The sequence below is a fragment of the Bacillus sp. NMTD17 genome (genome assembly GCF_002998735.1).
In the GTDB taxonomy this organism is placed as follows: domain Bacteria; phylum Bacillota; class Bacilli; order Bacillales; family Bacillaceae; genus Bacillus.
Genome location: NZ_PVRH01000003.1, coordinates 483,650 through 505,305, shown reverse-complemented (window position 1 = coordinate 505,305; position 21,656 = coordinate 483,650). Strand labels below are relative to the sequence as shown.

The window sequence follows — 21,656 nt, the reverse complement described above, 5'->3', positions numbered from 1 at the left end:
ATCAAACATCCTCTCTCGTTAAAATATCTGTTTCTAAAACAGTAAGCATGTCTTCATTTGTTCTTGTTTCCAGTAGCTTTTGTCGTTTCGCTTCATCCATTAATCCTCGTGAAAGGGCAGAAAGAGCCTTTAGATGAGTGGTGCCCGCTTCATTTTTGGGGATCAGTAAGGATAAGAAGAAAAAGCATGGCTTCCCATCAAAAGCGTCCCATTCAATGCCTGTTTCCGTGCGGACGATCACGAGTGCTGGTTTTGTGATGGCTTCTGTTTGTGTATGTGGAATGGCAAATCCATCTTGAAATCCAGTCGTGCTCAGTGCTTCCCTTTCAGCTAAGCCTTTTTTGACATCCTCTGCTGATGTACAAATACCTGCTTTGTAGGCAATGTCAGCAATGGCTGTGAAAACGCCAGCCTGTGAAGAAGCTGTTTCATGAAGATTCATATAGATATGTTCCATCATTTCTCTTCCTCCCTATTAAACTGCGGGTTTGTCTATTTTTTTACGGTAAAGTCCGTATAGAATGGCACCTACAAGTGATCCGATCAGTATGGATAGTACCCACTGAAATGCACCTGTGACGACTGGAAGGACAAGGAATCCACCATGCGGAGCTGGAACCTGTACGCCAAATAGATACGTCAATATAGCAGAGATGGCTGAGCCAAACATGATAATTGGCAGGACAACGATCGGGTTTTTTGCCGCAAATGGGATGGCACCTTCTGTAATATGTGTCGCCCCTAGAATATAGTTGATTGCCCCTGCATTTCGTTCCTGCGGTGTGAAATGTTTTCTGAAAATCGTTGTGGCAATCGCAATGATAAGCGGCGGTGTGATACATGCTGCGGACACACCTGCCATGAAGTAAAGGTTGCCTTGTGCAAGTAAAGCCGTTCCTGTGACATAGGCTGCTTTGTTAAAAGGACCTCCCATATCAAATCCACACATCGCGCCAACAATTAAACCTAAGAGCAGCGGGTTCGTGGATTGAACAGCTGAGAGAAAATCCATTAATGAATTATTTAGGCCTGTGATCGGAACTAATAGTGGTGTCATCACAGCTCCAATCAAGAAAATACCGATAACAGGATAGATGAAGATTGATTTTAAACCGTCAAGTGATGCAGGTAATTTTTGAAGCAGGAATTGAAGGAATACGATGATATATCCTGCTGCAAAACCTGCGATAATACCACCTAAGAATCCAGCGCCACCGTCGTTTGCAAGCAGGCCGCCGATAAATCCGACAACCATCCCTGGGCGTCTGGCGATTGAATCAGCGATAAATGCTGCTAAAATAGGCACCATTAAGCTAAAGCCGAGTCCACCAATGCTTTTTAAATAGGCAGCAAACGGATGATACGTTTCATGCTGAGGATCAGCTGAGTAAATACCGAATAGAAAAGAAATAGCAATTAAGACTCCGCCTCCAACGACAAATGGAAGCATGTGTGATACACCGTTCATTAAATGTTTGTAGATCGTGTGTATCCATTTATTCGTCGTCTTTTGTTGAGAGGATGAAGGAGCAGATGTTTTCTCCGTCCCAGGAGCCCTTCCTTTCACTTGATGAACGGGTGCATCTCCATTGATAATGCCTTGGATCAGTTCTTCTGGCGTGCGGATGCCTTTCGCTACAGGCACTTCAATCAGTGGTTTGCCGTGAAAACGATCTGTATTCACATCTTTGTCAGCTGCGACAATGACCCCATCGGCCTCCAGAATGTCTTGATCGGTTAAAGCGTTTTCAATTCCTACTTGACCATGCGTTTCGACTTTGATGTCGACCCCTAATTGCTCAGCAGCTATTTTTAATGCCTCAGCTGCCATAAACGTGTGTGCAATGCCTGTTGGACAGCCAGTTGCAGCGACAATTTTTTTACGGCTCATATCTGATTCCCCCTTATATCTTGTGAATGTGTACTTGCTCAATTAATGAATGAATGTCATGTAAATCACTTAAGCCTTTAGAAAATGCAGTAGATGCGCCCGTTGCAATGCCGTAACGTAAGCATTCTTCAGGTGAATGACCTTCAAGCTGTTTACTAAGAAAGGCTGCGAGCATTGCATCTCCAGAACAAGCTGTGTTTACCACAGTGCCTGTCGGTGCGTTTCCTTTTAAGATGACGTCTTTCGTAATGAACAAAGCCCCTTCTCCTCCGCGGGAAATAAGCACTTGCTCTGCACCCATCTCAATGAGTTTTTCTCCTGATTGAATGAGTTCTTTTTCTGACATAGGATGTATTTTGCCGAAAAAAGCAGCGATTTCTTCTTCATTCGGTTTTAATAAATACGGCTTGTATTGAAGCGTCTCAAGAACTGCTGCGGAGCTTGTGTCTAAAATAAACTTAACGTTGTGCTGATGACAAATAGCTGCTACTTCTGAAAAAATGCTGGCGGGTACGCCCTTTGGCAGGCTGCCTGACATGATAAGGATGCCCCCCTGCGGGATGGCCGCTATTTTTTCACGAAAGGCGTGAAGCGATTTTGCTTCAATCGCAGGTCCTTGGTTCACGAGCTTGTATTCTTCTGTCGTATTAATAAAAACATTAATGCGTGTAATTCCTTCAACCGAGATAAAATCGGTTTGAATGGAAAGGTCCTTTAAGGATTGTTCAATATAAGAGCCTGAAAACCCAGCAATAAATCCTAATGCAGTGCTGGTGAATCCATATTTCTTTAGCATAATGGAGACATTGACTCCTTTGCCATTCGGCTGATAGTCTTCATCTTCTGTGCGGTTGACTGCATTTGCCCTCATTTCTTTTAATGCAATATATAGGTCAATAGCAGGATTTAAGGTGCAGGTATAAATCAATTGGTTTCACCTTCTTTCTTTTCTCTAAAGAAAGTATCTCATACGATGGAGTGAAAATGTTTTCAGATTGTGTAAAGGTTTTCATGATAAAAAGCCTTCCAGATCAAAGTCTCGAAGGCTTCTTAAGCGGTTATTTCATTCGGATCACATAGGCATCTAGTAAAATGCGGGCAATGACATGAAGAGACAGGCGCGATCTGACTTCATAATCTGGGAAGAAAGATTGTTCGCCTTTATATCCGACTAGAGTCATATCTGATATTTTGCTTAATGTAGAATCTATTCTTGTCGTGACGGTAATGGTTGTGACTTGCTTCATGCTGAGATTTTGACACGCTTCAACGAGCTCTGCTGTTTCGCCATTTAATGAAACAAAGATCGCAAGTTCATTTTTACCAATATCTCGTGATTTCAGCCGAATGATATTCGGGTCGTCGTGTACTTCGCATGTTTTTCCGATGAGCTGTAATTTGATGGTCATTTCTTTAGCAATCATCTCTGAGAACCCTCTGCCGAAAATATAAATTTTGTCCGCATTATGTATTTTTTGAACGGCATCTTCAATTTGCCCAATACTTTGCAGCTGAATCGTCTTTAAAACCTCTTCTTCATTTTTCCGAATCGCTAGTTTGATGTCTTCATCGATGTTTTTTAGCTGATCACTTGCATCGGTCATTTTCTTTTCTTGTTTCAATCGATACTTAAAGGAGGTATAGCCGTTGTAACCAATTTTTTTCATCAATCTGACAATTGTGGCTGTCGACACATTCGCTCTTTCACTTAATGTGACGATGGATAAGGTGGAGATATCCTCTAGATGCTGGTGAATATAATGGAGTAAATAACGTTCTGTTTCACTTAACGTTTGATACACATCGCTTGGAATGTTAAATAGTGGTTCATTCAATTCGATTCCCCCTTACTCATTTCATACTATAATTAAATACCCAATAAAAACAAGGTGATTCTTTTGTCATATATTTTGATGGAAAGCCAAAATGAGTGAAATTTGATTTTTGACATACACTAAGGAAAAGTTGTGTCTGTGTGAAAGGAGCTGATACCTATGCTTCATCTCTTGTTTTTTCTCATCCTTCTCTATGTCGTCTATGTATTTTTGACCGCATTTGTTTTGTTTTATTTACCGATACGAAAAACATGCAAAGAACATTGTATTTATAAAGCCTCTTCTATCTCAGGAGACGATCAGGGGACAAATCAAGTGATGCTTCTTGACGATGGGTTTGAATCTGGTCAGGTTAGAATCCAAATGATTCGTGAGGCAAAGAAGGTGATCCGTCTCAGTTACTATTCCATTCAAAAGGGAAAAACAGCCGAATGGGTACTAGGTGCTTTAATTGAAGCAGCTGATCGAGGTGTGAAAGTCCAGGTGTTGTTAGATGGCATTTGTCACAGTTTGCGCGGGCCGCTGAAGCATTTGCGCTATGCGGTGGCAAATCATCCGAACATGTCGATTCGTTTTTATGAGCCCTTTCGTTTGTTCAAGCCATGGACGTGGCATAATCGGCTTCACGATAAGCTGCTACTAGCAGATGGTCGAGTGGCTGTGATGGGCGGAAGAAATATCGGTGATAAATACTTTGCAGATCAGCCGCCGAAAGACTTTGCTTTTGACCGCGATGTGCTGCTCTATAACGCCAAAAAGGGAAAAGTATTAGATGAAATGGAGCAATATTTCGTTTATCTATGGAATCATGATTTTACGAAAAGAACAAAAGATGTGTTCTCCAAGCCAAAAGCGAAAAAAGGGTTAAAGCTTAGAAAACAGCTGCTCAGATCCTATCAAGAAGCAGTGCGCACAAAAGAACCTTTTGTGATGTCCTCCTTTGATTGGGCAGCAGATGCCACTTCAGTGAAACAGATTGCCTTTTTCACAAATCCTGTGGAACGCTTCAATAAGCGGCCGCTTGTGCTGAAAAAACTGAACGATCTTGCGCACCGGGCAAAGCGTTCTGTGCTTATACAAACGCCTTATGTCATCCCAACACGCCCAATGAAAGCCGGACTCACCCCCTTAGGTAGTGAGATTCAAACGACAATGGTCACGAATTCTCTTACAGCGACACCAAATCCGTTAGCCTTTGCTGGATATTTAAGCACGAAAAAGGAACTGATGAAAACAGGCGTTCATTTGTATGAATATGAAGGTCCCTATTCCATTCATGGGAAATCAATGGTGATTGATGATTACTTGAGTATTATTGGGACATATAACTTAGATGCGAGGTCTAGTTTTTTAAACACAGAGTCGATTTTGGTGATTGACAGTGCCCCGTTTGCGTTATCACTTACACAGGCAATCGAACGAAAAATCGCCTACAGTAATCTCGTTGCTAAAGACCGAACAGCCTATCATGCGAGCGCATATGGGCAGAAAAAAAAGCCTTTGATGAAAAGGCTCCTTTTAAATGGATTATCCGCGATAACGGTATTATGGCGGCGATTGATTTAAAAAAGGGCGGCTACTCTTGTGGCAGCCCTTTTTCTTGCGGTTGATCTTTTTCTGCTGACTCCAATTTGGTCAATTTAAACACTAAGATCCCAGCAACAATCACAATGACACCTAATAGTTTTGTAAAAGAAAATGCCACTTTTTCTAACCCAAGCCAGCCAAGCGAATCAAACAAAAGAGCGCAGCCCAGCTGTGACGTGAGGACAATCGAGATGCCATAAGTCGGTCCAAGACGTTTGATACTCTGAACAAGACAAATGACCACTCCTACCCCAATGGCTCCGCTGATCCAGTACCAAGCTTCCATATGTCTTAATTGAAACATGCCAGTTCCCTCTAGTAAGAGACCCATCAGGAGTGAAGCAATAAAGCCCATTCCAAGAACGAGGGTTGTAGTTGACCAAGAGCCTGTATGCTCATTGACCTTACTGTTAAAAATGGTTTGTAAGCTGACGAGTGCGCCAGCAGTGATAGCTAATAGTATTCCTATGATCATATATAAATCCCTTCATTTCTTCTATTCATAAATATTGTGCTCTGCTATTTCTAGGAGCCCTTTCCGGTCACAAATCGTAATCTCTCCTCTACGCCTCTCTATCAGCCCTTTTTCACAGAATTGCTGAATGACCCGGTTAATATGACGATAGCTTGTACCGATTAAGCTTGCCGCATCAGTGAGACGAAGGGCGCTCGCGCTGTCATCATTTGTCACAACAGACAATAAGTAGCTTGCAAGCCTGACCTCCACAGGATATAAAAGGTGGAAACTCAAATCGTTTGATTTTGTATAAAATTTGTTTGTGATGCCTTTTAGCAGAAAGGTTAACACGCGTGGGTCATCCTTCGCATGGCGCATGAGCGCTTGATGAGAAACCCTTAGCATATGTACTTCTGTGACAGCTTCGACTGTATTGACCATATCCGTCTGCTGAACGTATTCAATATCTCCAATCGCTTCAAGGGGATGTTTAAAGCTAAGAATAAAGGTCTTCCCTTCCTTTGTGGTCGTGAAAATCTTTAATTTTCCTTTCACTAACAAGTACAGGTACTCCCTCTTATCCCCTTTTGAACAAACGAGCTCACCCTGCTCATAGCGCCACAAGCTCACGTGTGATATGAGCTTTTGATGAAAGACGTTTTCTAATTGATGTGCCTTCATATATGAGGCAAAAAGAGATTCATCATAAAGCTCCTCCATCTGACGCCCTCCTTTATAGCTTTAAAATGATCACGCCTGCGACCATCAGTAAAATTCCTGCATAATGAGGCCATTTCATTTTCTTCTTCTGTACACCAAACCATCCTTTTGCATCGATTGCAAAGGTAAAAGCAAGCTGTGCAATAAGTAACGCTGCGATGGTGAGTGTGACACCGATCATTTGAATCGCGGTGACTTCATTAAAAATAATAATGGCTGCAAATGCGCCGCCTATTAAATAAAGTGGCCGCACCTTTTGATATTCCCTGAAGTGCCCGTCTCGAACGATCAGTAAGATGACAAGCGAGATGATAAAACCGGTTAGCTGTGTGATAGTTGCTGCCTGCCATGTGCCGATATCCTGGCTGATTCTTGCGTTGGCCACGCCTTGCAGTGTAATGCAAGCGCCTCCTAATAAAGCGAAAATAACACCTTTCATTCGTTCAAATTCTCCTTCTTTTTTCAGTCTAGTTCCATTAAATGATACATGCCCATCTATTGAAAAGGACATATGTCCCACTTTGCGTATTATATCAGAAACTTTTTCTTTTGCAGTTTCTTCGTTTTAGATTTTTCACAGTGGGTACAGTTTTATATCAGCTGAAAACAGAATATTGAATGAATCACATATAAAAAGGAGACATGTCAGAATGAGAAATCAAGAGAAACATTTTATTAACGGAGAATGGATTGCTTCAACAGGAAACGAAAAGACAGAGGTCATCAACCCTGCGACAGAAGAAGTCATTGGCACCATTAGCTTAGGAACAAAAGAAGATTTAGATAAGGCAGTGAAAGCAGCTCGTGCCGCCTTCCCTTCTTTCTCGAAAACATCTCGAAATGAACGCGTGAAGATGCTGGAAAACATTGTGCGCGGGTACGAAAAACGCAAGGATGAACTTGTAGAAGTGATGACACAAGAGCTCGGTGCACCGCTGAAAGTATCAGAAGAAGTTCATTACACAATGGGCTATGAACATTTTTCTAAAGCAGCGGAAGCACTTAAATCTTATACATTTACCGAGGACCGCGGCGGACATACCATTATAAAAGAAGCGATTGGCGTCAGCGGATTGATTACACCGTGGAACTTCCCAACGAATCAAACATCTCTTAAAATTGCGGGTGCCATTGCGGCAGGCTCACCAGTTGTCTTAAAGCCAGCGGAAATTACACCTTTTGCTGCGATGATTCTTGCAGAAATCATTGATGAAGCAGGCGTACCGAAAGGAGTCTTCAACTTAGTAAACGGAACTGGTGACGTGATTGGTGACGGTATTAGCTCACATCCTGATATTGACTTTGTTTCATTTACTGGATCAGGTGCTGTCGGCTCGAAAATTATGGAAAACGCCGCGGACAATGTGAAGAAAGTGGCTCTTGAGCTTGGCGGGAAATCCCCTCTTATTGTTTTAGATGATGCAGATGTGGATGAGGCAGCAGAAACCGCCATTCATCATATTGCGATGAATACAGGTCAAGTGTGTTCTGCAGCTACGCGTGTGCTTATTCCAGAATCAATGAAAGACAAGTTTGAAAAAGCGCTGCTGAATGCCCTGCCGAAGTTTACAGTTGGTGATCCGAGAGAAGATCACGCCACAGGCCCGCTTGTCTCCAAGAAACAATGGGATACCGTGCAATCTTATATTGAAAAAGGAATTGATGAAGGTGCTACTCTGCTTGCAGGGGGAACTGGAAAGCCGGACGGAATCGATAAAGGATATTTCGCCAAGCATACCATTTTCACCAATGTGAAAAATGATATGACCATTGCGCAAGAAGAAATCTTCGGACCGGTCATGAGTGTGATTACGTATCAGGACCTAGATCATGCCCTTGACATCGCCAATGATACGGTTTATGGCCTTGCCGGGTATGTTGTTGGAAAAGATGAAAAAACTTTAAAATATGTAGCTGAACATATCCGTGCTGGCCAAATCACCATTAACAATGCCGAAACAGATTACTTTGCCCCATTTGGCGGCTTTAAGCAATCTGGTATCGGAAGAGAATGGGGAGACTTCGGCATCGAGGAATATTTAGAAGTGAAAGCTGTGATGGGACTTCCAACGGCATAATTTACGAAAGGGGAAAAACCTTAAGGTTTTTCTCCTTTTTTTTATTTAATAATAAGAACTCAGTTCGAATTTTAAGAACTGCTCATACTCCTCTATTTATTCTTATCCATGATGATTAGATCTTGAAATTACTTATCAATAAGAAGAGTATTATTTAATGAATAATCGTGAAATCAATTTTTAACTAATTCTCAAAATTACTTCAACTTCTTTAATATGGTCTAATTCATAGAACATAAAAAATTCAGCTTCTTTTCGATTTGGAGATTTCATCAAAATCTCTAAACGATCAGAATAATAACCAAAAGAGATTACTTTCCAATTCATAGCTCTGATCTTTTGCAATTGTTTATAATCCTCTTGGAATTTTTCCTCTCGATTTAATTTCATGACATATATTTCATCAATTAAATTGAAAAGTTTATTTGTTTTGGAAACATCAAACCTTCTAATGAGAAGAACAATAAAAACAAATATTAAAATACTTGAAGCAAAATATAAATAAGTATCAAATATATTGATTGAAAGTTTATCAAAATCATTCTGCTGCTCATGTGAGTTATCTAGTAATTTCGAATCGTTAGAATTGTATTTTCTAGAAATAAAATTTAAACCAAAATTAAAATATGAATTAAAGTAAGAGTTCAAAAATAAAAATATTGGCACAATTGTTATTGTAATAACTGAAGCTTTTGTAGAAAAATTGGCAGCTCTTTCGTACTTATCTTTCGCATAAATTCGCAAATCTGAAACTTGACTCAGATTTAATTTTTCTAATTCCTTTCTATAGATAGACACATTCTTTGCTAATTTAAACTTAACTTTTGGATCTTCTAAATCTCTAATAATACTCATATTACCTCCTTGACTAAACAAATTCATTTCACCATATAAAGCTATTAGAAATCTTAATCATGACAATCAATATTATATATTTTACTTAATGGCAAACTTTCGGTAAAGTTCAAATTGAACCTATATATATAATTCCTATCGAATTAATCTATGTTTATATTTCTTGTGAGGTGGATATCGTTGCAACTTCATGTATTGAACAGTCCTTTTAGTCAGCAGCAGGCAGACTTGCTTAATCAGCTGCTTCCGACTTTAACAGATCAACAAAAAATTTGGTTTACCGGTTATTTATCAGCACAGGCAGCTCTAGCCGGATCAGAAACGGCCGCTCTGGCCCCTACTCCTTCTGCCGCAGCCCCTGCGCAGCCTGTCAGTAAAGATGTGACCGTACTTTATGGCTCGCAAACAGGCAATTCTGAAGGATTAGCGAAAAAGACAGCGCAGCATCTCGAGGAGAAAGGTTTTCAAGTGACGCTCTCTTCTATGTCAGATTTTAAACCAAATAATCTGAAAAAAATACACAATTTACTGATGATCGTCAGCACACATGGCGAGGGAGATCCGCCTGATAATGCCCTTTCTTTCCATGAATATGTCCATGGTAGACGTGCGTCAAAGCTCGATCATTTAAGCTTTTCTGTTCTTTCGCTTGGCGACAGCTCTTACGAATTCTTCTGTCAGACTGGAAAAGAATTTGATGAGCGCTTCAAAGAACTTGGCGGAACGCGCCTTATAGGCCGAGTGGATTGTGACCTTGATTATGATGAGCCGTTTTCTGAATGGCTTCAAGGGGTGACATCGGCACTTAGCGAAGGTGAAGCCGCAGCATTCCCGCAAGAATCAGCAGGAGCAAACAACCAAACAGCAGCTTCTGAATATTCAAGAACGAATCCTTTTTATGCGGAAGTTCTTGAAAATATCAACCTAAATGGCCGCGGCTCTAACAAAGAAACCCGCCATTTGGAGCTCTCTCTTGAAGGATCAGGACTTGTTTATGAGCCGGGTGACAGCCTTGGTATTTATCCAACAAATGATCCTGCGCTTGTTGATGAACTGCTCACGACATGCGGATGGAATGCAGAGGAAGCCGTAACCGTGCATAAAAACGGCGACACTCTTCTTTTGAAAGAAGCACTCACCTCGCACTTTGAGATTACAGTATTAACAAAACCCCTTCTTCAAAAGATGGCGGACTTTACAAAAAGTGAAGCCCTCCATGCCCTTTTAGAAGAAGGGAATGAAGAAAAGTTAAAAGCGTATATAGCAGGAAGAGATCTAGTAGATGCTGCGCGCGATTTTGGTCCTTTTGAAGGAACAGCCGCAGATTTCACCGCTATTTTAAGAAAAATCCCTGCACGCCTTTATTCGATTGCAAGCAGCCTGAAAGCCAATGAAGAAGAAGTTCATTTGACAATAGGTGCTGTGAGATATGATGCACACGGGAGAGAACGCCAAGGTGTCTGCTCCATCTTATGTGCGGAGCGCTTAGAGCCAGGTGATACACTGCCTGTTTATATCCAGCACAACCAAAACTTTAAGCTTCCTGAAAACCCTGATGCACCGATCATTATGGTGGGACCAGGCACAGGTATCGCTCCTTTCCGTTCGTTTATGCAGGAACGAGAAGAAATCGGTGCAAACGGAAAGTCATGGCTATTCTTCGGTGATCAGCACTTTGTGACGGATTTCTTATATCAAACTGAATGGCAAAAGTGGTTAAAAGATGGTGTCTTAACGAAAATGGACGTGGCTTTTTCAAGAGATTCAGAGGAAAAGGTATATGTCCAGCACCAAATGAAGAAACAAAGTAAAGAATTATTCGAATGGCTGGAGCAAGGTGCCTATGTATATGTCTGCGGAGATGAAAAACATATGGCGCATGATGTTCATAGTACCCTTCTATCGATCATCCAAGAAGAAGGTGCGATGAGCAAAGAGAAAGCAGAAAGCTATTTAGCCAATTTGCAGCAGCAAAAACGCTATCAGCGTGACGTATATTGATTGATTTGATGCTTGAAAGAAAGGAGCTTTTACTTACATGGTGAAGACAGCATTAACAGCGCCGGATGGACCTCCGAGCGACGTAGAGGAAATCAAAGAAAAAAGTGATTATTTACGGGGTACGTTAAAAGAAGTGATGCTTGATCCGATTTCAGCGGGAATTCCTGATGATGACAACCGCCTGATGAAGCATCACGGCAGCTACTTACAGGATGATCGAGACCTCAGAAATGAACGGCAAAAACAAAAGCTTGAGCCAGCCTATCAATTTATGCTGCGCGTACGCCTGCCTGGCGGAATCGCCACATCTAAGCAGTGGCTAGTGATGGATGAGCTTGCTCACAAATACGGAAACGGTACGTTAAAGCTGACTACTCGTGAAACCTTTCAGCTTCACGGTATTTTAAAATGGAACATGAAAAAGACCATTCAAGACATCCATTCTACTATGCTAGATACAATCGCTGCTTGCGGCGACGTGAACCGGAATGTCATGTGTACATCAAACCCCTATCAATCAGAAGTGCACCATGATGTATACGAGCTGGCCAAAAAATTAAGTGATGACCTGCTTCCGCAAACGAGAGCGTATCATGAAATTTGGCTTGATGAGGAAAAGGTAGCGGCAACGCCTGATACAGAGGTTGAGCCGATGTATGGCCCGCTTTATTTGCCAAGAAAATTCAAGATTGGTGTGGCGGTCCCTCCTGCTAACGATATTGATGTTTTTTCGCAGGATTTAGGCTTCATCGCGATTATTGAAAATGATCAATTAGTCGGCTTTAATGTCGCGATTGGCGGCGGAATGGGCATGACGCATGGTGATACAGCAACCTACCCTCAGCTGGCAAAGGTGATTGGCTTTTGTACACCGGATCAAGTTGTAGAGATTGCCAAAAGAGTGATTACCATTCAGCGAGACTACGGAAACCGTTCCGTGCGAAAAAATGCCCGCTTTAAATATACAGTGGACCGCCTCGGTCTTGAGAATGTAAAAGAAGAGCTTGAACGACGCCTTGGGTTTGCCCTTTTAGACGCAAAAGATTATCACTTTGATCATAACGGAGACCGCTATGGCTGGGTAAAAGGCATCAATGGCAGATGGCATTATACGATGTTTGTAGAAGGCGGCCGCATCACGGATTACGATGACTACCCGCTGATGACAGGTATTCGGGAAATTGCAAAGATTCATACAGGTGACTTCCGCTTAACAGCGAATCAAAATTTGATCATTGGAAATGTCACTTCTCATAAAAAGAAACAAATCGAGCAGCTCATTCAGGAGTTCGGTTTATCAGATGGCCAGCAGCACTCTGCACTCCGCCGCAGTTCAATGGCCTGTGTTTCTCTTCCAACATGCGGCTTAGCGATGGCAGAAGCAGAACGCTACCTTCCACGCTTGATTGACCGAATTGAAGAGATTGTTGAAGAAAATGGCTTAAGTGATAAAGAAATCACGATTCGAATGACTGGATGTCCAAATGGATGTGCCCGCCATGCGCTAGGTGAAATTGGCTTTATCGGCAAATCACCTGGCAAATACAACATGTATCTTGGCGCTGCGTTTGATGGCAGCAGATTAAGTAAGCTGTACCGTGAAAATGTTGGTGAGGAAGACATTTTAAACGAGCTTGGCTCTCTGCTCCCTCGCTATGCAAAAGAACGAGAAGACCAAGAACATTTCGGTGATTTTGTCGTTCGGGCAGGGATTGTCAAAGAAACAACAGATGGTACGAATTTTCATGTGCAATAAAAAAAGACAGGACACTCTCCTGTCTTTTTTTATGGATTCTGTTTCCGTTTCAAGTATTCGCAAATGCTTTTGTACACATGAGGGTTTTCTAAAGAAGAAAGATCTAGTGAATGCTGCTGTTCATAGGCTCCTTTTAATAAACGCCGGACGATTTTTCCGTTTCTTGTTTTCGGTAAAGCTGAAATGAGATGAATTTCCTTTGGCATGAGCGCTTTTCCCGCGTATGAACCAACATGTGTTTTGAGCTCTCGAATCAGTTTTGCTTCGTCACAAGATTGTGAGCTAGTCACGATGAAGCACACGAGTGCCTCCCCTTTCACCTCATCCTTTACCCCAATTACAGCTGCCTCATGTACAGCTGGATGACTGACAAGAATGGATTCAATTTCTGCTGGACCGACACGTTTTCCTGCTGTATTAATGACATCATCTGATCTGCCCGTGATATGGAATGTGCCATCCGCTGATTGCATCACCCAATCACCATGTGTCCACACCCCATCAAATCGTCTGAAATACGTGTCTTCATATCGCCCCGGATCTTTCCAAAAACCACATGTCATGCCGACCCATGGTTTTTTCAAAACAAGTTCTCCTACTTCATTTATGACGCTCTGACCTGCTTCATTATACACATCTGCCGCCATTCCTAAGATCGCCGCATTAAAAAGAACTGGTTTGATTGGGCGAAGCAGCGTACTTCCTACAATTCCGCCAGAGACCTCTGTTCCCCCTGAATAATTTAGGATCGGAATATGCTTTTGACCGATCTTGTCAAAAAGCCATTGCCATGGTGCTTCATTCCACGGTTCACCTGTAGAAATGATGGCTTTGACATGCGGCAGCTGAATACCTGAAAGGTTTTGCTGCATTGCAGACCGAACAAAAGTAGGTGAAAGTCCAAAATGGGTGACTTTTTGCTCGTGGATGAATGACCAGAGGTGCTGTTCATCTGGATAATCGGGTGCACCGTCATATAAAACGATTGCAGCTCCATTGATCAAGCCGCCAAAGACGAGAAATGGCCCCATCATCCAGCCCATGTCTGTGAGCCAAAACAAACGGTCTCCTTTTGCAACGTCCATACAAAGACCGGCGTCAAAAGCAGCTTTTACAGGGAAGCCTGCGTGTGTATGGACAGCTCCTTTTGGCGTACCGGTTGTTCCAGAAGTGTATAAGATCATGAGAGGCTCTTCATTTGTGAGATAGGTCGTTTCACTTATCGGATCTTCTTTTAACAAATCGTTTAGCCTGATAACTCCTTCATATTCAGTATCAGAGGAATTGTGTACAATGACGGTTTTGACAGTGTCTGTTTTGTGAATCGCATCTGCCGCACATTCCCGCATATTGATCGTCTTCCCGCGTCGCGTCATGTCGGAGCCTGTGACGACAATGGATGCACCTGATGCACGAATACGCACGGCAAGAGGCTCGCTTCCATAGCCGGAGAAGACGGGGCTAAAGATGACACCAATTTTTGCAAAGGCTAGCATGACGGCAACCGTTTCAGGAAGCATTGGCATATAAATGACCGCTACATCTCCTTTTTGAAGCCCATTCTTCAAAAAACCAGCAGCGAGGCGATTAACCTTTTCCTGAAGGTCGAGATACGTCCATTTCCTCTCTGCCCCAACTTCATTTCTCCAAATCACGGCTGGCTGATGCTGGGTCTCTTCGTTCTCTGCCCATTTGTCCACGGCGGTTTCGGTCACGTTTAGTTGACCGCCTTTATACCACTTCGGCCACATGAATGAATCTTGACCTAATGCGGCTTCATACGGCACCTTCCACTTGATGCCGACCGCCTTTTCAGCTTCTCTCCAAAACCAATCGGTACGCTCGATACTAGCTTTGTAGAATGCATCATAAGTAGAAAAACCAAGTGAGTGCATCCATTTGTAAAGACGTGTATGTTTGACCTTCTGCTCTTCCGGTACCCATGCTGGTTTCAGGTTCATCATAAGGATGCCCCCTTTAGACCGGATAGACCGGATGTTTTCGCCTTGTAAATGTCATCTCTTTTGAGGAATAGGCTTGTAATCGATGACAAAGCTCAGCTCGCAGGTGGTCAAACGGGATGACGCCATCGACAATCATTTCAGAGGCAAGCTCATATATATTCATATCTTCCTGATATTCCTTACGTTTCTCTTGTATAAATGCAGCTCTCTCTTCGGCAGGCAGCTCGGCAATTTTATTCGCATAGACAGCATTCACAGCCGCTTCTGGCCCCATGACAGCAATTTGCGCTGATGGAAGAGCAAGACAGCAGTCTGGTTCAAACGCTGGTCCTGCCATTGCATATAAACCTGCACCGTATGCTTTACGCACAATGACCGATATTTTCGGAACGGTTGCCTCTGACATAGCGGAGATCATTTTCGCCCCGTGTCTAATAATGCCAGCTTGTTCCACTTTTGTTCCAATCATAAATCCCGGTATATCCGCAAGAAAAAGGAGCGGGATATGAAAGGCGTCACATAGCTGAATAAACTTGGCGGCTTTGTCAGCTGAGTCATGGAATAACACCCCGCCTTTCACCCTAGGCTGGTTGGCAATAAGACCAACAGGCTGACCATTCATGCGGCCAAAGCCTGTAATCAGCTCCGCGGCAAACAGTTTTTTGATTTCAAAAAATGACCCTTCATCAATGAGTAAATAAATGAGCTGATACATATCAAAAGGGGTATTCTGCCCCTTAGGGATAAGGTCTTGGATGGTCATCTCAGATGGCTGAGGTGCTTTTGCGGCTGCCCGTTTTGGTTTCTCTGTATAGTTGGCAGGCATGTAGGTTAAATAGTCGCGAGCGATTTGAATGGCTTCTTCCTCTGTTTTGGCTAAAATATCACCACATCCTGATATGCTGCAATGCATGTTTGCCCCGCCCATTTCTTCTAGTGATACTTTTTCTCCAATCACCATTTCGGCCATTCTCGGAGAGCCTAAATACATCGAGGCATTCCCTTCGACCATAACGACGATGTCACAAAAAGCAGGAATGTAAGCACCTCCTGCTGCAGAAGGACCAAATAGTAAACAAATTTGCGGGATACGTCCAGACAGCTTCACCTGGTTATAAAAAATGCGTCCCGCGCCCCTTCTGCCTGGAAACATGGCAATTTGATCGGTGATTCTTGCACCCGCAGAATCGACTAAATACAGCATCGGGCAGTTGAGCTTTTCCGCTGTTTCTTGGATTCTAATGATTTTTTCTACCGTTTTGACGCCCCATGATCCAGCTTTGACGGTAGAATCATTCGCCATGACGCAAACCGTTTGCCCATTCATCCGCCCCGTCCCTGTGACAACCCCATCTGCTGGTAAATGTTGATCTTTACACTCGGCAAACATGGCATCCTCAATGAAAGAATCCTCATCTAATAACAACTGGAGCCGGTCACGGACGAACAATTTTCCTTTTTCTTTGTTTTTTTGATGGTATCGTTCGGCTCCTCCTTTTACAATCCGCTGTTTTTTCACTTCATATTCTTCGATCATGCCCATTCCCCTTTCTTGCTAGTTGCCTCGGTAATGAGGCGTTCGTTTTTCTTGGAAAGCTTGAAGTCCCTCCATTCGATCTTCTGTATCAATGAGCCGTACATAGGCTTCGTATTCCTTCATCAGACCTGTACGTAAATCATGATCAAGGCTCATTTGAATCGCTTGTTTCGCTTCTTTTAAAGCAATTGGGCCGTTTTTGGCGATTTGTTTTGCGAGAGAAATGGCGTCATCCATAAGAGAATCTGTTAAAGAGAGGTGCTCAATCAACCCGATTTGAATGGCTTCTTCAGCTTGTAATGAACCACCTGTGAAAATCAGTTCTTTTGCTTTACCGAGTCCAATCAGGCGCGGAAGCCGCTGGGTTCCTCCGGCTCCTGGTATGATGGCTAGTCCAGTTTCTGGCAGGCCGAGTCTTGCTCCGGCTCGTGCGATGCGGAGATCACAAGCCAGTGCGAGCTCAAGGCCTCCGCCAAGTGCGTGTCCATTCATCACGGCAATGACAGGCACAGGAAGGGAGTCAATTTCTGTAAAGGTTTGCTGAATCGACAGAACCGCCGCTTTTGCTTCTTCTTCTGTCATCAATCGTCGCTCTTTTAAATCAGCTCCTGCGCAAAAGACGTTAGAACCAGCTCCTGTAATGAGCAGACAGCGGATGCTTTGATCGTGTTTGATTTCTTGAATGATTTGATTGATTTCATCAAGCATCGCAGCGGATAGGGAATTCGCTTGTTCCGGCCTGTTTAAGGTCATGATCCCAATCCGTTCATCTTGTATCATAAAATTAACCAATGATGTCATGTCACATTCATCCTTTATGAAGTAGTATGAGAGTGAAAAGCACGTAAACAATGACTAGGCAGGGTTCGATCTATTTTTGTTTCGATCCATTCTGCCGCTTTTATTAATGCAGGAAAATTGATATTTGTTTTAATTCCTAGTTTTTGAAGCATATGCACTACATCTTCTGTCGCGACATTTCCGCTAGAGCCAGGTGCATATGGGCAGCCACCAAGCCCGCCGCTAGAGGAGTCAAATGTTGTGATTCCCGCTTTTAATGCCGTATAAATATTGGCAAGACCCATCCCCTTCGTATCGTGAAAATGTAGAGCGATTTTATCAGCAGGAAAACGTTCAAGTAAAATGTCTAATCGCCTTTCTACTTGAAGCGGATGGGCTTCTCCAATGGTGTCGCCGAGTGATATTTCATCAATGCCATAAGAGAGCAGAATATCCGTTAACCGCAGAACTTGATCCATTGGCACTTGATGTTCATAAGGGCAGCCAAACACGGTAGAAATATATGCGCGCGTGATCTTTCCTGCTGCTTTTAAATCAGCTGTCATTTGTTTGATGACAGGAAGTGTTTCGTGGATGGATTGATTCATATTTTTTTTGTTATGTGTTTCACTCGAAGAGATAAACATAGCGCCTGCGTCAAGATTTGCTTCAAAAAAGTGAGCCAAGCCTTTTTCATTAGGAATGAGTGCAGCATAGGTGATGTTGTCATTTTTGTGTAAGGATTGAGCTAACTCTTTGGCGTCTTTTAAGGCTGGGACCCATTTAGGATGAACAAATGAGGTGACTTCAATATAAGGGAGCCGGGCTGCTGTGAGCAGTTCAATCCACCTTTGCTTCTCGCTTGTGTCCAGCCAAGTGGATTCATTTTGCAGTCCGTCCCGCGGGCCGACCTCTCTGATAAGTACACGCTTTGGTAATGCCATCTCGCTCCCTCCTATTCTGTCAGCTCTAGAAGGACCTCTCCTTCATCGACAAATTCCCCCTCTGCCTTATACACTTTGCTGATGACACCAGCCTCTTCTGCAACAATTGGAATCTCCATTTTCATTGATTCCAAGATAGCGACCTCCTGTCCTTTTTGCACTTCATCGCCTTGTTTCACAAGAAGCTTCCATAAGTTTCCGGCCATTTGTATCGTGACCATTTTCATGAACGGTTCCCCTCCCTTTTTTTCATGAGAAAATCGGTTGTGATGCTGCCATGTAAGAAAGCAGAAGATCCAGCCATTTCCCTTAAAAGCGGTAAGTTGGTTTTGATCCCTTCTATTTCATATGCTTGTAACGCCTTTTTTAATCGTTCTATTGCAAGTTTTCGTGTATCACCGTAAACGATCATCTTCGCAATCATTGGATCGTAATATGGGGTAATGACGCTCCCGCTTGTCACACTTGATTCATGGCGTATATAGGGAGCTTCTGGCATAAATAGCCGAGTGATTGTTCCTGGTGACGGATAAAAGGTAACGGGGTCCTCCGCATAGATTCTGACCTCGATGGCATGCCCAATTTGATGAATATCCTCCTGAATGAAGGAAAGCGGCTCTGATGCAGCGATTTTCAGCTGCTCCTCGACAAGATCAATACCTGTAATTTCTTCTGTGACAGGGTGCTCTACTTGTAATCTCGTGTTCATCTCTAGAAAATAAAATTGTTGGTTTTGATCGACTAAACATTCAATCGTCCCTGCATTTTCATAGCCAATGGCTTTGGCTGCTTTGACGGCCATCTGTCCCATCTGTTGTCTCACCGATTCATCGAGACAGGCGGCAGGTGCTTCTTCGATGATTTTCTGGTGTCTTCTTTGGAGTGAACAGTCGCGCTCAAATAAGTGAACCCCATGGCCGAAGGAATCAAAGAGGACCTGAATTTCAATGTGCCGCGCGTCTTCAATGACCTTTTCCATATAAAGCGTCCCGTCGTTGAAAAAACTTTGCGCTCTTTTTTGATTTCCTTCAAAAGCTTTATGCAGCTCCTCGTCATTTCGCACAAGCTGCATGCCAATTCCCCCGCCTCCGCTTGATGCCTTGAGCATGATCGGATAACCGAGTGACTGGGCTTTACTGACTCCTTCTTCTGCGTCATGGAGCGGGGCTGAAACGCCTGGTACAATGGGAATCCCCGCATGGTCCATCGTTTTTCTCGCTTCAATTTTATTCCCCATTCGCTGAATGACCTGTGCGGATGGTCCAATAAAAATAATTCCTTCGCTGCGGCAGCGTTCAGCAAAGGCCGCATTTTCTGATAAGAGGCCATATCCAGGATGGATGGCATCTGTATTTGTCTGCTTGGCAACCTCGATGATCACTTCCATGTTTAAATAGCTTTCAGATACTTTCGCTCCTCCAATGAGATAGGCGCTGTCTGCTTCTTGCACATGAAGCGCATGCTGATCTGCCTCTGAATAAACAGCCACGGTGTTGATCCCGAGCCTTTTACAAGTCCGAATAATTCTACGAGCAATTTCGCCTCGATTCGCAATGAGTACTTTTTTGAACATCGCTGCCCTCACTCCTTTATTAGATCAAGCGCCTGTTTTTTCAGACGAAATTTTTGAATCTTCCCTGATGCGGTCATCGGATACTCGTCTGTGATGAAAAAATATTTTGGAATTTTGTAGCGAGCCATTTGTGACTGACAATAGCTGGTTAATGACTCAATCGTCACTGTGTGACCTTGTTTGAGCCGAATGAATGCGGCGGCTTCCTCTCCATAGGTCTCGTCAGGAATACCAACGACCTGTGCATCAAGAATGGCTGGATGCGTGTAAAGAACGTCTTCAATCTCTTTTGGATAAACATTTTCCCCGCCTCTAATGATCATATCTTTCAGCCGTCCTGTGATTTTCACATAGCCATCCTCATCCATCTCCGCTAAATCCCCTGTATGAAGCCACCCGTCCTCATCAATGACTTCATTTGTGGCTTCTTCATTTTTATAGTAGCCTTTCATCACATGATAGCCTCTTGTACACAGCTCGCCTTGTTCTCCTCTTTGTACTTCATCCGGCGTACCTGGGGCGGTGATTTTTACCTCGATGTGAGGAAGTGCCCGACCGACTGTTTGAACCCGCCTTTCAAATGAATCATCTGTTCTTGTTTGGGTAATGACAGGTGAGCTTTCGGTCTGACCGTAGGCAATCGTGAGCTCCTTCAGGCCCATTTGTTCAATGACTGCTTTCATCACATGGGATGGGCAAAGAGATCCTGCCATAATGCCTGTTCGTAATGTGGACAGATCGTATTGGTGGAAATTCGGATGATCGAGCTCTGCAATGAACATTGTCGGGACGCCGTGAAGAACAGTGCACTTCTCTTGTTCCACTGTTTGAAGGACTCGCTCTGGGTGGAAAGATTCAATTGGAATGATCGTGCCTCCTTTTGCGAGACAAGCAAGTACGCCAAGAACAGATCCAAAGCAATGAAAGAACGGCACGGGGATACACATGCGGTCTTCATGGGTGAGCTTCATGCAATCTGCGATCTGACTGGCATTGCAGACGATGTTTGTATGGCTGAGCATGACGCCTTTTGGGTAGCCGGTTGTGCCAGAGGTATATTGCATATTAATAACGTCATCAGGCGCCAGCTCATCCATTCGTTTCTCCCATGCATCATCCTCCATTCTTTTAGCAGCAGCTTGAATACTGTCCCAGCTGCGCATGCCCTTTGGCGTGTGCTCGCCAATATATACAACACTTTTTAAATATGGAAATGATGATGAAGTGATCTCGTCTTGATGAGCTGTTTGAAGCTCTGGAATGAGGTTTTCAAGCATCCTGACATATGATGTCTCTTTAAACCCGTCAACGATAAACAGCATGCTGCTATCAGAGTGCTTTAGTAAGTAAGCGAGTTCTTGTGATTGAAAGTTCGTATTCACGGTGACAAGAACGGCTCCAATGGAGGCGCAGGCGAATTGCAGCATGAGCCATTCAGGGACATTAGGTGCCATGATGGCGATATGATCCCCTTTTTGAACCCCTAATGCCATAAGACCTTTCCCTGTTTCCTTGACCTCTCTAAAAAACGCTTCGTATGAATAACGTAATGAACGTTCTGGATACACAATGGCTTCATGTGCTGGGTGCTGCTCCTTTTTCTCTTTTAATAGGGAGCCGATCGTTTGTGGATGAATCGACATCATGATTTTCCTCCTCCATCAGTGGTAAGCGTTTT

19 protein-coding genes are annotated in these 21,656 nt (G+C 43.3%); 4 read left to right on the top strand and 15 right to left on the bottom strand.

Annotated elements, in window-relative coordinates:
- Nucleotide 1 precedes the first annotated feature (1 nt).
- The 4 genes from C6347_RS12245 to C6347_RS12230 all read right to left on the bottom strand — a co-directional run bounded on the left by C6347_RS12245 (nt 2) and on the right by C6347_RS12230 (nt 3,726).
- Nucleotides 2-460, bottom strand: coding sequence for a PTS sugar transporter subunit IIA (locus C6347_RS12245; protein WP_106037277.1), 459 nt, complete (start codon nt 458-460; stop codon nt 2-4).
- 15 nt (nt 461-475) lie between these two features.
- On the bottom strand, nt 476-1,891 hold the full coding sequence (locus tag C6347_RS12240) for a PTS fructose transporter subunit IIC (RefSeq protein WP_066030822.1): 1,416 nt from the start codon (nt 1,889-1,891) through the stop codon (nt 476-478).
- A 13-nt stretch (nt 1,892-1,904) separates the two neighbouring features.
- A complete protein-coding gene (pfkB, locus tag C6347_RS12235) occupies nt 1,905-2,819 on the bottom strand; it encodes a 1-phosphofructokinase (protein ID WP_060596475.1) in 915 nt (304 codons plus the stop codon).
- A 130-nt stretch (nt 2,820-2,949) separates the two neighbouring features.
- Complete coding sequence (locus tag C6347_RS12230) at nt 2,950-3,726, bottom strand: MurR/RpiR family transcriptional regulator (protein ID WP_066030821.1); 777 nt, start codon at nt 3,724-3,726, stop codon at nt 2,950-2,952.
- Between the two features lie 159 nt (nt 3,727-3,885).
- Here C6347_RS12230 and C6347_RS12225 point away from each other — a divergent pair, with 159 nt between their 5' ends.
- Nucleotides 3,886-5,292 (top strand): phospholipase D-like domain-containing protein, encoded by a 1,407-nt coding sequence (locus C6347_RS12225; protein ID WP_060596476.1) that lies wholly within the window; start codon nt 3,886-3,888, stop codon nt 5,290-5,292.
- Nucleotides 5,293-5,302: 10 nt separating this feature from the next.
- Here C6347_RS12225 and C6347_RS12220 read toward each other — a convergent pair whose 3' ends face one another.
- The 3 genes from C6347_RS12220 to C6347_RS12210 are packed head-to-tail and all read right to left on the bottom strand — an operon-like array spanning nt 5,303 to nt 6,929.
- A complete protein-coding gene (locus tag C6347_RS12220; protein ID WP_066030819.1) occupies nt 5,303-5,788 on the bottom strand; it encodes a DMT family transporter in 486 nt (161 codons plus the stop codon).
- Between the two features lie 21 nt (nt 5,789-5,809).
- A complete protein-coding gene (locus C6347_RS12215; protein WP_066030818.1) occupies nt 5,810-6,490 on the bottom strand; it encodes a Crp/Fnr family transcriptional regulator in 681 nt (226 codons plus the stop codon).
- Between the two features lie 13 nt (nt 6,491-6,503).
- Complete coding sequence (locus tag C6347_RS12210; RefSeq protein WP_060596692.1) at nt 6,504-6,929, bottom strand: DMT family transporter; 426 nt, start codon at nt 6,927-6,929, stop codon at nt 6,504-6,506.
- Between the two features lie 211 nt (nt 6,930-7,140).
- On the opposite strand from C6347_RS12210, the gene C6347_RS12205 reads away from it, so the two are divergent.
- On the top strand, nt 7,141-8,568 hold the full coding sequence (locus C6347_RS12205; RefSeq protein WP_066030817.1) for an aldehyde dehydrogenase family protein: 1,428 nt from the start codon (nt 7,141-7,143) through the stop codon (nt 8,566-8,568).
- Nucleotides 8,569-8,748: 180 nt separating this feature from the next.
- Here the strand turns inward: C6347_RS12205 and C6347_RS12200 are convergent, their stop codons facing one another.
- A complete protein-coding gene (locus C6347_RS12200; RefSeq protein WP_106071679.1) occupies nt 8,749-9,423 on the bottom strand; it encodes a hypothetical protein in 675 nt (224 codons plus the stop codon).
- A gap of 180 nt (nt 9,424-9,603) precedes the next feature.
- On the opposite strand from C6347_RS12200, the gene C6347_RS12195 reads away from it, so the two are divergent.
- Together C6347_RS12195 and cysI are read left to right on the top strand one after the other, a co-directional pair.
- The gene (locus C6347_RS12195; RefSeq protein WP_106071678.1) at nt 9,604-11,424 is read left to right on the top strand and encodes an assimilatory sulfite reductase (NADPH) flavoprotein subunit; all 1,821 of its coding nucleotides are present in this window, start codon (nt 9,604-9,606) and stop codon (nt 11,422-11,424) included.
- A 37-nt stretch (nt 11,425-11,461) separates the two neighbouring features.
- Nucleotides 11,462-13,180 carry an assimilatory sulfite reductase (NADPH) hemoprotein subunit gene (gene cysI, locus C6347_RS12190; RefSeq protein ID WP_106071677.1) on the top strand — a complete coding sequence of 573 codons (1,719 nt, stop codon included), beginning with the start codon at nt 11,462-11,464 and terminating at the stop codon, nt 13,178-13,180.
- 29 nt (nt 13,181-13,209) lie between these two features.
- Here cysI and C6347_RS12185 read toward each other — a convergent pair whose 3' ends face one another.
- Genes C6347_RS12185 through C6347_RS12155 form a run of 7 tightly spaced genes read right to left on the bottom strand, consistent with a single transcriptional unit; the run spans nt 13,210 to nt 21,624 of the window.
- On the bottom strand, nt 13,210-15,144 hold the full coding sequence (locus C6347_RS12185) for an AMP-binding protein (RefSeq protein WP_106071676.1): 1,935 nt from the start codon (nt 15,142-15,144) through the stop codon (nt 13,210-13,212).
- Nucleotides 15,145-15,157: 13 nt separating this feature from the next.
- Nucleotides 15,158-16,681 (bottom strand): acyl-CoA carboxylase subunit beta, encoded by a 1,524-nt coding sequence (locus C6347_RS12180; RefSeq protein WP_106037285.1) that lies wholly within the window; start codon nt 16,679-16,681, stop codon nt 15,158-15,160.
- Between the two features lie 18 nt (nt 16,682-16,699).
- Nucleotides 16,700-17,482, bottom strand: a complete 783-nt coding sequence (locus C6347_RS12175) for an enoyl-CoA hydratase (protein WP_106071675.1) — start codon at nt 17,480-17,482, stop codon at nt 16,700-16,702.
- Nucleotides 17,483-17,496: 14 nt separating this feature from the next.
- A complete protein-coding gene (locus C6347_RS12170) occupies nt 17,497-18,405 on the bottom strand; it encodes a hydroxymethylglutaryl-CoA lyase (protein ID WP_106071674.1) in 909 nt (302 codons plus the stop codon).
- A gap of 11 nt (nt 18,406-18,416) precedes the next feature.
- Nucleotides 18,417-18,632 carry an acetyl-CoA carboxylase biotin carboxyl carrier protein subunit gene (locus C6347_RS12165; RefSeq protein ID WP_034660850.1) on the bottom strand — a complete coding sequence of 72 codons (216 nt, stop codon included), beginning with the start codon at nt 18,630-18,632 and terminating at the stop codon, nt 18,417-18,419.
- The gene (locus C6347_RS12160; protein WP_095285246.1) at nt 18,629-19,978 is read right to left on the bottom strand and encodes an acetyl-CoA carboxylase biotin carboxylase subunit; all 1,350 of its coding nucleotides are present in this window, start codon (nt 19,976-19,978) and stop codon (nt 18,629-18,631) included. Before C6347_RS12160 ends, C6347_RS12165 begins: the two co-directional genes overlap by 4 nt.
- An 8-nt stretch (nt 19,979-19,986) precedes the next feature.
- Nucleotides 19,987-21,624: an AMP-binding protein gene (locus tag C6347_RS12155; RefSeq protein WP_106071673.1), complete on the bottom strand. Its 1,638-nt coding sequence runs from the start codon at nt 21,622-21,624 to the stop codon at nt 19,987-19,989.
- Nucleotides 21,625-21,656 lie beyond the last annotated feature (32 nt).

Excerpts from the sequence above, each read along its gene's own strand:
- C6347_RS12160 (WP_095285246.1), bottom strand. The coding sequence starts at position 19,978 with ATGTTCAAAAAAGTACTCATTGCGAATCGAGGCGAAATTGCTCGTAGA.
- C6347_RS12245 (WP_106037277.1), bottom strand. The coding sequence starts at position 460 with ATGATGGAACATATCTATATGAATCTTCATGAAACAGCTTCTTCACAG.
- cysI (WP_106071677.1), top strand. The coding sequence starts at position 11,462 with ATGGTGAAGACAGCATTAACAGCGCCGGATGGACCTCCGAGCGACGTA.
- C6347_RS12210 (WP_060596692.1), bottom strand. The coding sequence starts at position 6,929 with ATGAAAGGTGTTATTTTCGCTTTATTAGGAGGCGCTTGCATTACACTG.
- C6347_RS12170 (WP_106071674.1), bottom strand. The coding sequence starts at position 18,405 with ATGGCATTACCAAAGCGTGTACTTATCAGAGAGGTCGGCCCGCGGGAC.
- C6347_RS12165 (WP_034660850.1), bottom strand. The coding sequence starts at position 18,632 with ATGAAAATGGTCACGATACAAATGGCCGGAAACTTATGGAAGCTTCTT.
- C6347_RS12215 (WP_066030818.1), bottom strand. The coding sequence starts at position 6,490 with ATGGAGGAGCTTTATGATGAATCTCTTTTTGCCTCATATATGAAGGCA.
- C6347_RS12180 (WP_106037285.1), bottom strand. The coding sequence starts at position 16,681 with ATGATCGAAGAATATGAAGTGAAAAAACAGCGGATTGTAAAAGGAGGA.
- C6347_RS12175 (WP_106071675.1), bottom strand. The coding sequence starts at position 17,482 with ATGACATCATTGGTTAATTTTATGATACAAGATGAACGGATTGGGATC.
- C6347_RS12200 (WP_106071679.1), bottom strand. The coding sequence starts at position 9,423 with ATGAGTATTATTAGAGATTTAGAAGATCCAAAAGTTAAGTTTAAATTA.
- C6347_RS12185 (WP_106071676.1), bottom strand. The coding sequence starts at position 15,144 with ATGATGAACCTGAAACCAGCATGGGTACCGGAAGAGCAGAAGGTCAAA.
- C6347_RS12240 (WP_066030822.1), bottom strand. The coding sequence starts at position 1,891 with ATGAGCCGTAAAAAAATTGTCGCTGCAACTGGCTGTCCAACAGGCATT.
- C6347_RS12205 (WP_066030817.1), top strand. The coding sequence starts at position 7,141 with ATGAGAAATCAAGAGAAACATTTTATTAACGGAGAATGGATTGCTTCA.
- C6347_RS12225 (WP_060596476.1), top strand. The coding sequence starts at position 3,886 with ATGCTTCATCTCTTGTTTTTTCTCATCCTTCTCTATGTCGTCTATGTA.
- C6347_RS12155 (WP_106071673.1), bottom strand. The coding sequence starts at position 21,624 with ATGATGTCGATTCATCCACAAACGATCGGCTCCCTATTAAAAGAGAAA.
- C6347_RS12220 (WP_066030819.1), bottom strand. The coding sequence starts at position 5,788 with ATGATCATAGGAATACTATTAGCTATCACTGCTGGCGCACTCGTCAGC.